Origin of the sequence: Chitinophaga varians, assembly GCF_012641275.1 — a bacterium.
Lineage (GTDB): Bacteria > Bacteroidota > Bacteroidia > Chitinophagales > Chitinophagaceae > Chitinophaga > Chitinophaga varians_A.
Genome location: NZ_JABAIA010000001.1, coordinates 780,124 through 796,781, shown reverse-complemented (window position 1 = coordinate 796,781; position 16,658 = coordinate 780,124). Strand labels below are relative to the sequence as shown.

At 47.1% G+C, this 16,658-nt stretch carries 9 protein-coding genes and 1 tRNA gene; 4 read left to right on the top strand and 6 right to left on the bottom strand.

What is annotated here, in order from left to right:
* Positions 1-6: 6 nt before the first annotated feature.
* Both HGH92_RS03245 and HGH92_RS03240 read right to left on the bottom strand, forming a co-directional pair.
* Positions 7-5,592 carry an RHS repeat-associated core domain-containing protein gene (locus HGH92_RS03245; protein WP_168869315.1) on the bottom strand — a complete coding sequence of 1,862 codons (5,586 nt, stop codon included), beginning with the start codon at positions 5,590-5,592 and terminating at the stop codon, positions 7-9.
* A gap of 30 nt (positions 5,593-5,622) precedes the next feature.
* The gene (locus tag HGH92_RS03240) at positions 5,623-9,840 is read right to left on the bottom strand and encodes a DUF5977 domain-containing protein (RefSeq protein WP_168869314.1); all 4,218 of its coding nucleotides are present in this window, start codon (positions 9,838-9,840) and stop codon (positions 5,623-5,625) included.
* Between the two features lie 532 nt (positions 9,841-10,372).
* Here HGH92_RS03240 and HGH92_RS03235 point away from each other — a divergent pair.
* Entirely contained in the window at positions 10,373-10,564 is a 192-nt protein-coding gene (locus tag HGH92_RS03235; protein WP_168869313.1) for a hypothetical protein, read from the top strand.
* A 135-nt stretch (positions 10,565-10,699) separates the two neighbouring features.
* Here HGH92_RS03235 and HGH92_RS03230 read toward each other — a convergent pair.
* Positions 10,700-10,783, bottom strand: a tRNA-Leu gene (locus HGH92_RS03230).
* Positions 10,784-10,908: 125 nt separating this feature from the next.
* On the opposite strand from HGH92_RS03230, the gene HGH92_RS03225 reads away from it, so the two are divergent.
* From HGH92_RS03225 to HGH92_RS03215, 3 genes are all read left to right on the top strand, one after another.
* Positions 10,909-11,463 carry a TetR/AcrR family transcriptional regulator gene (locus tag HGH92_RS03225; RefSeq protein ID WP_168869312.1) on the top strand — a complete coding sequence of 185 codons (555 nt, stop codon included), beginning with the start codon at positions 10,909-10,911 and terminating at the stop codon, positions 11,461-11,463.
* Between the two features lie 11 nt (positions 11,464-11,474).
* Positions 11,475-12,716, top strand: a complete 1,242-nt coding sequence (gene fabF, locus HGH92_RS03220) for a beta-ketoacyl-ACP synthase II (protein WP_168869311.1) — start codon at positions 11,475-11,477, stop codon at positions 12,714-12,716.
* 64 nt (positions 12,717-12,780) lie between these two features.
* Positions 12,781-14,394 (top strand): beta-N-acetylhexosaminidase, encoded by a 1,614-nt coding sequence (locus tag HGH92_RS03215; RefSeq protein ID WP_168869310.1) that lies wholly within the window; start codon positions 12,781-12,783, stop codon positions 14,392-14,394.
* A gap of 2 nt (positions 14,395-14,396) precedes the next feature.
* On the opposite strand, the gene HGH92_RS03210 is transcribed toward HGH92_RS03215, so the two are convergent.
* The 3 genes from HGH92_RS03210 to HGH92_RS03200 all read right to left on the bottom strand — a co-directional run bounded on the left by HGH92_RS03210 (position 14,397) and on the right by HGH92_RS03200 (position 16,504).
* The gene (locus tag HGH92_RS03210) at positions 14,397-15,017 is read right to left on the bottom strand and encodes a LysE family translocator (RefSeq protein WP_168869309.1); all 621 of its coding nucleotides are present in this window, start codon (positions 15,015-15,017) and stop codon (positions 14,397-14,399) included.
* Positions 15,018-15,119: 102 nt separating this feature from the next.
* Positions 15,120-15,566, bottom strand: a complete 447-nt coding sequence (locus HGH92_RS03205) for an SgcJ/EcaC family oxidoreductase (protein ID WP_168869308.1) — start codon at positions 15,564-15,566, stop codon at positions 15,120-15,122.
* A 116-nt stretch (positions 15,567-15,682) separates the two neighbouring features.
* Complete coding sequence (locus HGH92_RS03200) at positions 15,683-16,504, bottom strand: hypothetical protein (RefSeq protein WP_168869307.1); 822 nt, start codon at positions 16,502-16,504, stop codon at positions 15,683-15,685.
* Positions 16,505-16,658: the final 154 nt, after the last annotated feature.

Here is a 16,658-nt window from a genome sequence, read left to right as displayed (position 1 = left end):
TTTTTTTTAATAAACCGGGAAGGTATTATAAGGATATGGGTTAAATACCCTATTTGGCATCAGATTCTGTGATACATTGGAAAGGTCATTGAGCGGGTTAAAGTCTGTAGGCATCAGATCATGATAAAAAACATTAGACCGGCTAATGACCAGCGAATTTAATCCATCGATCTTATCTACCTGAATATCTCCCTGATATAAAGTTTTACCCATAGAATAGCTCGTCACCGGATGCGTACCACTATGCTCATGTACCCAGCTATGGCCATTGTTAGGATGTGTATGGAAAGAGAACTTCGCATCGGCATGTCTGGCTTCTTCATAACCTGTCATGGTGGACTTACCTCCTTTGGACCAGGTTACTGTACCGTCTGCGTTTACAAACCCTCCATACTCCTTGCCTCTGGCAAAGGACCGCTGTACTAATTTACTGATAATGGCAAACTGTTTTCTGGTTAGTTTGGCACCGGGGTCAGTTAGTTTGCTATAAGCTTTATAATTGATAGAAGTAGACAGTTGATATACACCCCAGGATGTTGCAGCACCTATCAGACCTGCTTTTAAAATACTTCCGAAATCACCGCCACCCAAAGCATTGCCGATAGTACCACTGGCAAAACCGGAGACCAGCGCGCCGCCACCACCACCAATATAGGAGCCTGCCGCGCCTCCTATCGCGCCAGTGAGCATTCCCGTACCCACTGCGCCCCATATATTCTCGCTACCAGATAAGGCACTGAAGCCCAATCCTGATAAGCCTCCGCCTACTGCGCCACCTATAGCAGAGGCAAACAGGCCCGCATGGGCAATAGTACCGGTGGCATTCGTGAGTACGGCGCCTGCAGCCGACCCTATGGCCGATCCTGCACCGGCAGAGGCGCCTCCGATAACAGCACCTGCGCCGATGTATCCAAACCACTCCCAGAAACCCTTCGCTCCTTTTGCTTTTGCAACACTATATCCCGAAAAAGCACCGAAAGCTGCGCCGATGGCAACAACAAACCAAACGAAACGGCCATCAGGATCTACAAACATAGCCGGGTTGTTTCCCATGCCCTGATAACCGTTGGCAAACTGACGGCCCGGGTCTATGCTGATAAAACGCCCCAGTTGCGGATCATAATATCTATAATCAAAATAGTACATGTTAAGCCCCATTTCCCCATCCAGTTCCTTAGCCTGATAAAGGTTGTTATTGGCCGTACGCATGGGCGCAGAGCTACTTTGGGAAGCAATAGACAATCCATAGGGATATAAAGTATTCTCCTGGATCAATGGTCCGCTCCTATGTACTACCATGAGATCATCAAACCATACATCTGTCACACTCTCGTTGCTGGTATATACATAGAGGAATCCGTTTTTAGGTACGGTGATCTGACCAACATATTCCTGCATCACATCTGCGCCCTTATTTATACGCAATACCTGCCCACTGACCATCTTAAAATCTTCATCAAAAAGTAGATAATTGAGGTACGCCTTTGGAGCGGTACCCTGCGTATTATTCTGTTGCTGCGTGGTTTGAATAAAAGTACTAAAATCAGTTTTATTGATTATGGTATTGTTGCCCTGTACAAGATTGCCATGGCCCCCATCCACTGCTGTTCCCTGGCTGCCCAGCATAGCATTGAGCAAGGCACTGACCATATCGTTAACAGGAGTTCCTGTATTAGATGGGCTCATGGTTTTGTAGAATGCTCTTGTACCAACATCAATTGTATCACCGGCCATCACTTTTAACACCAGAGAAGGACCGATACGCTTATTGACATCACTTCCGTTTAGTTTGCTCCAGAACCTGTTGGTATTGGCATTATAAAACGGGTAGGTAGCAGGTATTGTTTCTTTCGTTCCGTCCCTGTTGCTGAAAATAGCGTTTTCCACTGCATCGCGGGCTGGTTCCATCGAAGCATTATAAACAGCAGTGTCCTTCTGATCTGTGATAACTGTGCGGATATTACCAATCTGGTCCGTCAGGAAATAGTCATTGCAGAAACTGGTCTGGTTAGTGGTTGACGATGTAACCATCCGGATTCTTCCCGCACTATGGCCGAAATGCAGCAGGATACTATCATTCTTATACACTATATTTCCAATGTAGGTATAGGTTGTCAGTGCATTTCCTTCTTTCACGATCTTTTGCCATCTGTAGCCGGAGGCATCATATACGTATTTGATCGTTTTATTGGCATCACCCCCAAACGTAAGCACATCAGGCTTTTCAATGACATTATTCCAGGTCATTGCTACACCTTTATTGGCATCACTGATGAGATTGCCGTCTTTGTTATAAGTATACTGGTCCGTAGTGGTATTGCCGTTTTTGAAATCTGACTGTTTGTTGTCCCCGGCGGCATCCGTCACTCTCGATAACACATAGGAATCAGGCTGGTAGGTATAGGTAAGGTCATCTACTGCTTTTGTATTACCCAGCAGGGTAGCATAACTACGCATAGACATGATATTACCGCCTTCATCGTATCTCAGATTATCCACCGTATAATTTTTCTCCTGTTGTGACCATTCTCCGCTACTACCGCCTGTATTTCTGATAAAATGGGCTGTCTTAAGTCTGTTGGCAATATCATAGTCATAACCATATCCCATCGCTTCATCCGGGGAGCCGGCCCTTCTCCAGATAACACCAGACGCCTTCCCACCCAGCTGGCTACGCCGGAACCCTTCATTAAACGCAATTCTGGTACCAAAAAAATGCGGGTTTGTTTTATTATCAGCATAATCAGCATTGATCCCTGTCAACCAGCCTTTAAGGTTATAGGTGTAATTAAGTGTTTCAATACCATTACCCAGTACTTTCCGGGTAATCTGTCCAAGATCGTTGTAATAGTAGTCTTCCAGCCTTTTTTCGGGTTGGTTATTTACAGCCAGCCATTTCTCTTTCAGTTTACCATCATCATAGTATACGTTACGCAACCGTGTTTCCAGCGTCTTTTGCGGTTTTCCCCAGGGATTATTATTTATCTTGTGTGTACTGATAACCTGACTGGTAAAGTCGAACTGGACACTTTCAACATCTGTGCCTCCCAGAATATTATCAACATGTGCCTGAATAATCCTGCCTCTGTCGTCGTAATAGGTAACAGAAGTCAGCCATTCCGGCCCCGAAACACCGGAAGGATATAATACCTTAATACGGGACCCTGTTATCAGTCCGTCGGTACGCTGTGATTTCACCGGCTTGGGCAATCCTGATCCGCTGTTTACCTTATCAATATAGGTTGTATTAAAAGCCCTCTCACTGGCACCCGGGAAATCATAATTATCATAGTAATTTATGTTCAACGGGGTGCAGGACGAACAGTTGCTCAGGCCCAGATAGTCTTCATCCACTTCAGTCCGGGATACGATCTGTTGGTCCTGTAATGCAGGATCTGTCTGAATCAGTATTTCAGTATTATCCGGAGTAGAGAATCCATCCTCCAGTGCTACTGAGTTTTTAGCGATATAGCTGGAAGCACCATCATAGCGGCTAACTATCAGATCAACCGGAGCAGGCTTATTGATGGTGATCGTGCTACCATTCCGAATGGCAGCCTGGTCTATCTGATCCTGCAATTGCTGACGCGTTGCAGCAGAAGCATACAAACCGGATACCACTACACGGCCTCGTTTGTCGTATACACGGTAGTTCCATTTCCCGGTGAGCCGCTGACCCGGTGTTTGGGTTAAAACCGGTCGGTTCTTTTTGTCATAAACCATCCATATATCATCTATGCCTGCATCTTTCCTGACAGTGTTCCTGCCCTTGTCATCAAACTGATAAGCCGTACAGAGATTACGCTTGATATCTGTATTAAGGGGCCAGACAGTAGCAGTGGGGATACTACTGTAATTGGCCTGTATCCAGCTGATGGCTTTTGGAGGAATAGTATATCTTGTCTGACCAAAATCATCGTAAACATTATAGCTGCAAAGCCATATCTGACTATTTTCATCATACTGCGCCTTGCTCATGATTACCTTTCCCTGGCGATCGAGATAAGAAATGGATAATCTGCCGTCGATGTCCAGGGATTCGTTGACAGTTATTTCCGTTGTATCATACAGTCGTTGTGCTCCTGCTGCCAGCGCCGGGGTGGTGTCATTTATCATCACCCATCTCCATACTTGTTCTCCCGGCAACATGGCCCTGACATAACCGGATGTTCCTGCATTGGAACCCATCCAGCTATTGCCCGCTGTGGCATCCTGCAGATTATTGCCCTGCGCATCGTTGACACGTTTATTATAAAAAAAGTTCTCTGTAGGGAACATTTTTTTATAAAAGTTCCACTGGCCGGTGCCGGCATTGGTTTTTAAAGCACCGGAGGAAGTACTGTCTATATAAGGCAGAAACACTTCCCTGCTGCGTCCAAGATCATCATAAGCGATGGGATATACCAGATCTTTTTTGAGGGCATCCGTTTTTACGGACACCTGCTGCAGTGGTCTTCCAATTCCATCATACCATACTTTTTGAATGGCAGCATCTTTGGGAGCGAGCGCACTAATATCAGCATCTGTATTGACACCGGGTTTTAAAAGGTTTGCCTCGGTAATGATATTGCTGTTGTAAGCGGTAATGGCGTTGGGACCAAGATCATTCAGACGGATTTCCGGTTGCGTATAAGCGGCGGCGTTTGAAACGGGTGTATTGGCCGACTGTCCGTCATTCACTGCCACCGTTGCGATCTGTGTATATGCATTAGAGGTAGAAGATCCATAGGTGGACGTTACCTTTCTGCGATAATATCTGGTTGCAGTAATTACCGGTGGGGAATAATGTAGCTGCGTAGCTCCTGTAATATTGGTCCATGTATTTCTATCGGCAGATTCCTCCCATTGATATACAAACCGCCCTTCATCACCACTCGCCGGCTCTCCCTTAATCGTGCGCGGACGGGTATTAGGTGATGTCACCTGATAGCCATAAATTTCTCCCGGCTGAAGAGGGCGCCGTACTACTACTTCTGCTTCCCGGCTAAATACACTGGCATCATAAGAAGTGACCATTACACGATACTTCATATTTTTAGTCAGCGCAGCAGGTGTATAGGAAATAGCGGTGGCCCCGCTAATATTTTCCCATTCAAATTCACTGTTAAGCTTTTGCCACTGATAAGTAAAAATACCATTGCCACCAGAGGGTGTCGTCTGGGTTAATGTTACCGGTATTGTGTTGTACTTTATATACTGCAAAACTGGTGTAATCTGTTGTAAGATGATAGGAGTAACGATAGTAACGCTGAGATTAGCGCTATATCCATTTTCAGTAGACACTTGGACATTCCCGGTACCACTTCCGGTCCAGGTGACTTCTATGTTTGTACATTTTTCGCAAATTCTGGCCGGCTGCCCCACAGGCCTGCAGCCATCGTTGACGATCTGGTAATTGCCTCCTGTTACAGACCAGCAATAATCCGGATTAGGATTATTGGGATCATATGCATGAAGCACAGCTGAATACATCACCTTTTCTCCAACTTTCACAGTTGTCGGGCCGTATATCTCAAGATTATTCTGCCCCAGACTTACACCTGTTAACAACAGGAGAGGAAGACAAATCAATAAAAATAATTTCCTGGTCATATTAGTGTTTTTAAACAACCTGTAGAATTGTTATTTAATGATATACCTGGCATTAGGCACAATGGAATAAAAGTATCCGGTACGAGTATAGTCATCACTCACCACTTCCATATTTCCTTCGTACTTTCTGTATTGCCGGTATTCTTCTTCCAGCATTGCCGGGATAACAAAGGATGCCCCATTACAGGAATAGGTTTGTGTATTGTTGGAGGTATTGTTGTAGTATGTGCCATCCATGTATTCCTGCGTGTCGATCTGTGTCTTAATGTCCACATTGTAGTTTGTTACACTGTAAGGAACAGTACAGGCTGCATCGCTGTAAAAGTTAACAATGAGGTTTTGGGTTTTGGTTGTCAGACGAGACCATTTGTCCACGGTACTTGTGCTGGTATGATTGCTGGAAGTGAATTTGATATATAATACTGCGGGCATACAGGTTCCTTCATTATTGGCTTTGGTTTGGCCATTGTCAGCAATCTCCTTCAAGGCTTTCGCATTTGCATCTGCCAGGGAAATATTGGAAGAATATTTCCTTGCAGGTACCGTATATACAACATTCGAACCGATGCCTCCGCCTGTACACTGTTTGGCATAAGTACCGGATTGTATTTCATTATACCAGGTACAGATACCATTGGTATTTGCGTATTGCTGTCCGTTCAGACGCATGTCTTCCTGAGCCTGGTCATTTGCATCATCCAGGGAAATATAGGAAGTGTATTTGCCACCGGATATATTGTAGGAGACAGATGTTCCTTCCCCCAGATAACAGCTCCTGGTAAAAGTATTGGTAAGTGGTACATTTTTAAACAGGGGTTGTATAGCCGTATAATCATTCCATTTGATGATATTCCGGTCCTGGTCCCTTACTGCCTTTATTCTGTAAAGTTTATCATAATCATTCCAGGTAATCTTATTATTGGCATCACAACCTGTAATCGTTTGCCCCGTATTAGGGTCATAACAAGTTGTTAGCATAGTGGAATAATCAGGGTGCAAACGTAGTTCGTCAATCCGGGCAGATCCGCTGATGGTAATGGCAGCACCACCGCCTACCAGATATCTGTACAATGTCCAACCGGTAGCAGTATTCGGCTCCGACCACTTTAATGTTCCTCCATTCACAGCTGCAGCTCCATCCCGGGCCCAAAAGGAAAGCGTGTAGTTTTTTCCGGCAGGTAATGCCGCCCTGGTAATATTTCCCCGGCTCAGCTGATAACTGTTTTTGCCGGTTGCGGCCTGTACAGCAGCATCCGGTGTTCCGGTATAAGTCCAGTTACCCTTGGTAGATGATTCGAAGCTGGTATAGGCGACCTCGGATATGGCTGCATTGGTAACTTTAGCCAATACCGCTTGTGTAATATCATCGTAAATAACGGATGATACCGCACCGTTCTGCAGATTACGCAACTGTGAAATGTTCCACTTGCTGTCATATACCTCATAAACATTCGTTTCCCTGATAGCCGGGATCCTGGCAAGGTTGGCAGGATTAAAGGCAGGTACTTCTGCAAAATCCAATGGCTTGGTGCTATAGAGACTGTAGGATTTTAAAGGTCTGATCACATTACCTCCCAAAACCTGGAAGTCTGTTGCCTCATAGCTAAATAATTTCCTCCCGCCATTTCCCTCCAACCATACTTCTGTAGCGACAGGTACATTAATCCCAGCCGTCTTCATCGCTCCTATCCCTCCTGCCAACGTATAGTCGTAAGGGTAATATAAAGACTTTACCATTTTCAGCCCGGCAGACCTGTCATAGTCAGCCGACACTTTTCGCAGCGTCAGATTACTGTTATCATATTCATAAATAGTCTGACTACTGTAGGAACTGCCATTTTCGTAATAGGAGGTTTGGGTAGTAGAGGACAACTGCGTCAAACCCTGCATGGGATAATAGTCTTTATATACATAATTATTTGACCTGACATTATTCTGAATAATCTCCCTGTCTACTCCCACCTTTATTGACCGAAAATCCGAACCAGTGTAGTTACTTCTGCTAACACTATAGTAATTCACCGTTTTACTGATCATTCGTCCATCAGGTCCATAGGCAGTGGTTACCTGAGGCAACCCCAGCGCCCAGTCAGCTTTATCTTTTGGCACATAGGGAAATTGTGAGACATCGGTATAGTTCTGATAAAACCAGGGTATTGTTTCTCCATCCATCAAATCCTTAAAAGAACTAAATTCGTACACGGTGCGACCGGTGTTTCGTTCCGGGGTACCGTTAATTACCTCCACCCGGGCATATCCTGAAGGACTTCCCTGTGTATAGGTAAGACCGTTAATGGGTTCACTCATACGGACGTCCGCGGGATAAAATTTATCGGCAGTAACACCTGTCCGATAATAATAAACAGGAGTTTCTATATTGTAACCGGAACTTTTGCCCGCTTCATTAGTATAACGGTATTCTGTAACGACATCATTGGCGTGCGAAATACCGTCATAGATGATTTGTCTCTTTATGCGTAAACCTCCGGTAGCCTTTTTGTCATCTTTAACAACATCGTTGGTCCAGCTAAAACGGAAATTCAGTCTGTCCATATCTTCCATCGCGAAACCACTGTAGGAAAGCTGGATTATATAATTTCCGTTATAAGGCAGGTCCAATGACAGGAAACGGTCACCAGCGGCCAGATTCGGTGCAAAGTTTGTTTGTTCAAGCAATACCTTGGTCCGGTCTTCTGTTGTGATTTTTATTTTGACGACACCTCTTGACAGATTTCTGAAATAGTCCCTGTCTGCATCATTATCAAATTTCCAGGTTATGCCAACCTGGTTGGAGAATAGTTTAAAAACGTTGATCCAAGCCTCATTATCTCCATAATAGGGCATTGAACGCTGATCTTTATCAATTGTAAAATTATCATTGTTCTCATATTCCAGGAAAGTGTATCCTCCGCTGGGATGAATGATTTTACGAAGGCTTCCTGCTTTCATAAAATAAAAATCCGGATTTCTGTCAGCACCGGTCATATCCCTGAAAGGGGGTACCAGCGTAGTATTGGTCTTTCCGTTGTAAAAGCCCCAGAAGTCAATTGACCGGGAATCTCTCGGCGGCAACAGGACGTCTTTTTCATAATCATATATCGTGGGTGGATTCTCTCCTCCACGGGTATACTCTGTGATTTGTTTCAGTACCAGTCGCTTTTCCTTTTCACTCCCGGTACAGGGTGGCCGGTAAGAAACAAAGCCTGCTGGTGTACTATACTGATAATCCAGGCGGACGCCCCTGATTAATCCGGTATCTCTGACTTCAACATAACGGAGTGCCTGATCACTGCCAAAATCACAACGTCCTTTGGTATCATAAATAAATTTCACATAGTTATTGTTGGGGAGATCTATTCTGGAGATTCGTTTTGATTGCAACAGGATATCCGTATACTTTGCACTGTTCTGTAAGACACGATTGCTGGCTAATGGATCTGTAACGATAATTTCTGGATTCCTGGAAGTATAGTATTTGATCTGCGAATCATAGGTAAATTGAATGGAATCCGTTCCAAACGGCGCGATAGCACGGGAGAGCATCCATGCAGATACATAATATTTGTTGATATGAGGTGCAGTATCCCCATAACCGGAAATCTGGCTGAGTTCTCTTTCCGAAAAAACATAAGTGGTTCCATCTTCTGTCGTGATCGTAAAAGACGAAATAGTGCTGGCAGGCGCATCTGCCATCACAGCCTTGTTAACCTTCACCTTAATTTTCGAGTCAGGCGCCAGTAATATGCTACCATTCTTTCCAAGATAAAATTTACCTACATGTCCATCAAAGGAATACTGGAAAACATCCAGCTGTGCATCAATTTTATCATGATAAAAAGAATCCAGCAGATTACCGGGAGAAGTGGCCGGTGCAGGTGCATACATAAACCCCTTATCTGGATAATCATCCGGAATGCCATTAACGGTACGCGCAATCATACCGCCGGAATTTAATGTCCAGCCAAGACCTGTACTGGTGGGCATTTCCTCTACTTTAATGCCTCCTGCGAAATAATGAAGGGAAATGGAAAGGTTAAGGGAGCCCCTGCTAAAATCGAATACAGGATAAGTAATTTGTGGTATACCTGTATAAAAGTTGACCGGCACTTCGCTGATTCTGGCCATAGCAGAGACATCTGCAGAAGGAGCCACTGTACCGGCAACCCTGGGCAACTGAGTGGGGGTATATTGACCAAGGGCATAGGAGGTCAACAACACTAACCACGGTAACAATAAATAAGACCGCATAACAATGATTATTTACATAGGTATCCTTAGCTACAGCTTTTCTAAAAAATTTAAATTACTCCCACTGTCATTTAAATGGGGCTTTGGGCGGATAGGCTGAAGAATGGATATTTTATAGGTTAATGTATACTTCGCTTTCAGGATAAATCAAATCAACTCAGTCTTAAAAATAGGAATTTTATTTTAATAGTTCGGTAGTTTTTAGAACAGGAATTCAGGTACGAAAATCTATAAATAATCTGAAAATTATGTAGAAGATATTCAGAGGAGGAGAAAAAGAGTGAAAAGGCTATGATTCGGTGTGAAGTAATCTCAAACCGCCTTGAATAAAGCGATAAGCTTTATCAACACAAGTATGGACCAGGTAATTGGAATGACTAAATCCACAGAAGAAATTTCTCGCCTGGCTTGTTGAAAAATGGGTGATACTTCCAGTGCGTCATAATTTTTTGAACCTGTGCCGTTATAGTGATGGAGCGTATTGCGAGAAAGCATTCGTCATCAGTTTAGCTGGAAAATAAATTTCCCGGGATTGTTTGATAGGGCGTTGGGTAGCCTGAAGCAAAAGGACTGCACAGCAGCTTTTGATCCGGGCTATATTCCTAAAAATGGCAAAAAGACTTTTGGTAAGGGACGGTTCTGGAGCAGTAAGGACAGCCGTGCCAGGGCCGGCCTTAAAATTGGCCGCCTGGTACTGATAGATGTTAAAGATTCCACTGCTTAACATATAGAGGTGGTGCAGACACCAGCGGATAAACAGGAGAACCGTACGGAACATTGCTGTTTTGGCGCGGGGAAGACGGAAATGACTAAAAACAAAGAAGGTTGTAAATCATCGATTTACAACCTTCTTTTTACGTGCCCAGAACTGGATTCGAACCAGCACACCCTTGCAGGCGCTGCGACCTGAACACAGTGCGTCTACCAATTTCGCCATCTGGGCAACTGATATTGTGATCAGGGGTTGCAAAAGTAAGCATTGTTTTTAATTCACCAAATTTTTTTTAAAATATTTGCTTACTTACTAGTAAGTAAGTATTTTTGCGAGCGTTTTAATGTATGGTTGATATGACGCTCATGAAAGATAAAATAGTGTCGCTGGCGGATAAGCTGATCCGCGTTAAAGGCTTCAATGCCTTTAGCTATAAAGACATTGCCGACCCGCTGGCAGTAAAAAACGCGGCGGTGCATTATCACTTCCCGTCCAAGGCCGACCTCGGCATCGCCGTGGTAGCGGGAGAGATGCAACGTTTCCAGCACAGCACACAGTCGTGGCAGCATCTGCCGGAAGATGAACAGCTCGCTAATCTGTTCGATGTGTTCCGCAGGCATTGTCATGCAGGCAATGTATGCCTCATGGGATCGCTGGCACCGGACTACGAAACACTGACACCTCCCATGCAGGAAAAAGTAAATGAAATGGCGGAAGCCATCGTGGAATGGGTAACGGCCGTGCTGGAAAACGGACGCAAACATAAACGCTTCCACTTCAAAGGCGCAGCAGGCGACAGGGCCCTGCTGGTCATCTCCAATCTTCAATCTTCCCTGCTGCTGGCAAGGGTCATGGGCGCTCACACGTTCGACAGGATCAGCCGGCAACTGCTGGAAGACTTACGTTCATAAAATCAGATACTATGAAAAGAGTTGTTATTACCGGTATGGGTGCGATCACTCCTTTGGGAAACAACGTGGCCACTTTCTGGAACAACCTCGTGGCCGGCGCCAGCGGTGCTGCCACTATCACCCGCTTCGATGCCTCCCGCTTCCGGACAAAATTTGCCTGTGAGCTGAAAGGATACGATCCCGCAACGGCGCTCGACAAAGCGGAAATTCGCAAGACCGACCCCTTCACGCAATATGCCCTCTCCGCTGCGGCGGAAGCCATTAGTGACGCAGGGCTCAACTTCTCCGCCATGGACCCGTTTGATACCGGCGTGATCTGGGGCTCCGGCCAGGGCGGCATGCAGACGTTCGAAGAACAGGTAACGGAATATGTGACCGGCGATTACAACCCGCGCTTCAGTCCCTACTTTGTGCCACGGCTCATCACCAATATGGCTTCGGGCATGATCTCCATCAAGTACGGCCTCATGGGCATCAACTATACCACGGTGTCGGCCTGCGCCACCTCTAATACGGCCATTATGGACGCGCTCAACTATATCCGGCTGGGCAAGGCCAAAGTGATGATCACCGGCGGCTCTGAAGCGCCTGTCACCCCGGCTTCCGTCGGTGGTTTCTGTGCCATGAAAGCGATGTCTGTCAGGAACGACGACCCCGTGGCGGCTTCCCGTCCTTTTGATACGGAACGCGACGGCTTCGTCATGGGCGAAGGCGCGGCCGCCCTGGTACTGGAAGAATACGAACACGCCAAAGCCCGCGGCGCCCATATCTACGCTGAAGTGGCCGGCGCAGCCATGACGGCGGACGCATATCACATGACCGCCACGCATCCGGAAGGCCTCGGCGCATTCCAGGCCATGAAAAGCGCTTTGGCGGAAGCGGAACTGAATCCCGGACAGGTAGATTATCTCAATGCGCACGCTACGTCCACACCGGTAGGCGATCTCAGCGAAATAGCAGCCATTACACGGCTCTTCGGCACCACGCCCGGCCAGCTGCACATCAGCGCTACCAAGTCCATGACAGGGCACCTGCTGGGCGCTGCAGGCGCTATTGAAGCTGTCGCCTGCATCAAAAGCATCACAGACGGCGTGATACCGCCAACCATCAATACCACCACGCTGGACCCGGCCATCCCCGCCGGATTACAGATCGTGCTGAAAACAGCAGTGGAGAAAGAGGTGAAGGTAGCTGTCAGCAATACTTTTGGCTTCGGTGGCCACAATGGTATCGTAGTATTCAGAAAAATATAGACAAAACTGTATCTTGTGTGTTGGTCATTTCCGAATCTATCAACCTGAAATTATCAACCGAACAATGAAGCCAGTTTTTTTAAGTATGCTCCTGTGGGTCTGTTGCCAGCAATTACATGCGCAACAGGCCTGCCCCGTCATTCCCCTGCCGGCACAGTCTTCCCGGGCCAACGGCGAAATGATACTCAACGATGAAGTGGTGATCGCGGCAAAAGACAACAGCCTGCGCCCACTGGCCGACTATCTCAGTAAAGAACTGGAACGCCGGTTTAATATCTCCCATGAAGACAGGGCCAGACCATCCGGTAAGGTAACCGTGATCACGCTGGAACGCGGTAAGTCAGGTAATAACCCCGACGCCTACACGCTCCGGATGAACAAAGCCGGCGCAATGATCGCGGCGGCCCACCCGGCAGGTATTTTTAACGGTATCAGCACCTTATTGCAACTGGCGGAAACCACCGTGCCTACGGGCACCTCGCGGCATGTGGCCTGCTGGAACATCACAGACGCGCCCCGCTACGCATGGCGTGGCTTTATGCTGGATGAATCCCGCTTTTTCTTTGGAAAAGAAAAAGTAAAATCCATCCTCGACTGGATGGCTTTCTATAAACTGAACCGCTTCCACTGGCACCTGACCGATGCACCCGGCTGGCGGCTGGAAATAAAAAAATACCCGCTGCTCACTACGGTCGGCGGCATCGGCAATCATATCGATCCTAAAGCGCCGGCAGCTTTCTATACCCAGGACGATATCCGCGAAATAGTGGCTTATGCCAAGGAACGTTTCATTGAAGTGGTCCCCGAGATAGACATGCCCGGCCACGCCAGCGCGGCCAACAGGGCCTATCCTGCCTTCGATGGGGGCGGCACGGAGAGATATCCCTCTTTTACTTTTAATCCTGGTAAAGAAGGTACTTACCAATACCTGGCGGACATCCTGAAGGAAACATCAACACTCTTTCCCGCCGGCATGATCCACCTCGGCGGTGATGAGGTGTCTTTCGGCAACAAGGCCTGGGACTCGGATACCGGGGTGATCAGCCTGATGAAAGCCAAAGGTTTCGTGGACCGTAAACAGGTAGAGGACTACTTCTTCCAGCGTATGGCCGATACCGTATTCAGCCTGCGCAACAAAGTAATGGCCTGGGACGAAATTGCCACGGCCAGCCTGCCGGCCAATAAAACCATTGTTTGCTGGTGGAGACAGGAAAAACCGGAGAACCTGAAAATGGCGCTGGACAAAGGCTACAGTGTAGTGATCTGCCCGCGGCTGCCTTTTTATTTCGACTTTGTGCAGGACAGTACCCATAAAATAGGGCGCAGATGGAAGGTAGGAGAGTATAACGACCTGAAGTCAGTATATAATTTTTCTGTTGCCAGCATCCCCGCGGTGAGCGGCCACGAAAAGCAGGTACTGGGCGTACAGGCGTGCCTGTGGTCAGAGACCATCTCCAACCCCAAAAGACTGGACTTCCTGCTGTTCCCCCGCATCACAGCGTTCGCGGAAGCTGCCTGGACACAACCGGCTTCCAGGAATTTTGATCAATACGTGGAACGGCTGAAGCCACAGATGGAACTGTTTGAACAGGCCCGCCTTTATTATTACGACTACTTTGCACCGTCCCGCCATGTGGAGACAGGCAAACCTACTGACCAGAAAAGTTTTATCGATTAAGGTTATTTGCTTTTATCAAGCGCCATCTTCAGTGCCAGTCCTGCAAAGACGCTGCCCATCACCCACTTCTGGGCGCGTACCCAGCCGGGGTTGGCGCTGAACCAGCGCGTTACCCGCGCAGCGGAGAAGATGATCAGGCTGTTGACCATAAAACTGATCGTCAGCTGGATAAACCCAAGCGTGAGGCTCTGTATCAATACTGATCCGTATTCCGGCTTAATGAACTGCGGAAAAAGAGAAAGATAAAACACGGCTACCTTGGGGTTAAGAACACTGGTAAACAGTCCCATGCTAAACAAACGAAGCGGCGTATCGTGTTTCAGTTGACCAGCACTCTCAAATACCGCCCGCCCACCGGGCTTCACCGCCTGCCACGCCATATACAGCAAATATATCACACCGATGGTCTTCAGGGTTGTATAAGCATAAGGAATGGCCATCAGGATGCTGGTAAGGCCAAAAGAAACCAAGGTGATATGGAATAATAATCCTGCGGCAACACCCAACAGAGAAATCATAGCGGCCTTCCTGCCCTGTGTCACGGAACGGGTGACAAGATAAATCATGTTCGGACCCGGCGTGAGGACCATAACCAGCGCGGCGAAGGCAAAAAGTAACAGCATGGCGAAGAAGTTTAACTGACTCTCCTGATACACGAAAAGACCTGTAAAAGTAATGTTTTGCCCGTAAAACTACATTTACTTCCTTTTCGCATACCGGGAGCTTCAGTTCTTCTTTATCGACATCAGACGTTGCATCAGCCAGCCTGGCTTCCTGATCCGGCAGTTATGAAAGGCGGCCATCTGCCATTGGTCTTCATTGTTTTTGATCCACAGGGTGGTGTTAATGGACTGGCGGCTTTGCGGGGCTTTTTTCTGCCAACGGAAGCGGATAGCGCCCCGGGCAATCACTACCGCGGTACGGTCGTTCAGAAACCGCATCTGGTCAATCTCGCCTTCCAGTCTGGCGCCACGGAACATAAAATTGTTCATCAGCTGCTCGTGGGAAGTAATGTATTCTTCCCGTCCTTTCAGGTGCATGCCATTAAAAGTAATGTAGTCGCAGTCTTCCGTAAGATGAACGGCCGCGCCCTTGAAATCCAGCGTTTCAAACGACCGGTAAATTTCTTCGTTGACCTGCCGGATAGCTTTCATTTCAGTTACTTTGTTCATAATACCTGTTTTTTGATGATACAAAGCTAGGTGTCACCGTGGCGCCGGAACAGGCTTTTTCAGTTGAATGCATCACCTCTTCGGTGAAAACGGGATTTTTATCGGTGAAAGGAAAATTATTGTTTTTTGGCGGCCACCTGACGCACTATCTCCGGTAAATTGGGCGTGAGGCCTGGTAATTTTATCTTGTAGCGGAACAGGCCATTATAACTGTCGGCTTCTTTCAGCAGCTCATGACCGGACTTGCTGATCCAGAAAGATTGTTCATAAGGCCAGCCTTGCGGTGTGGTGCCGCCGGTATGCAGTATCCAGCAGTCCACCTGCCTGTTGTCCAGCGTGGCCAGCGTTTCGCTGCCGGTAACGGTATATTTCACATAAGCCGGAGGATCGAGGCCCGCATCATAAAACAGGATGTAGAATGTTTTGCCGGCGGCCAGCGGCAGCATTTCAAACGTTTCAATATCGAGGTGCCAGTTGTAGTTGGGATTATTAAAGTCAAGCGTGTAGCCGGCAGCTTTATTGCCAGCTACAGAATCGGCGCCTCTGATGCCGGTGGCCGACCAGTCATAGGCTTTTTTACCGGTGGCGGCGGTTTCTGCGTGGTACAGCGGGGAGAAGTCCTTTTCACTATTGATGGAATAGAAGCTTCTGTAATGGTTGCTGTCTGCGTTGTACCAACTTTGTTTAACTTCAATGACTGGTTGATGACGGAGCTGGCTTTTGCTGACTTCACGCATCCACAGGGAGAAAGAGAGCATTTTAGGTTTGTCGGGAAACTGAAAGTACACCAGGTATTGCCGCAGTCCGGGCTGCAGCCAGCGGGTATTCAGGGCATGGTGGCGGGGACTGATCGTGTCTGCCTGCGCAGATGCCTGTTGCAGGGCAAACAACAGGAGGAACAGGGCCCATAAACAACGACGGGAGTGGAACATTGTCATAACAGTTTTGTATTTAGTTGATATAACAAATGTTGATCATCCGCGTAAGCGGATCAACTTAATTCAATCATCACCGGTATAAATTCAACCGCTGGTCTTTATCTCCCGTATGATCTGATGAATTAAAAAAGAAGGGGGGATGGTTGAGCAAAAC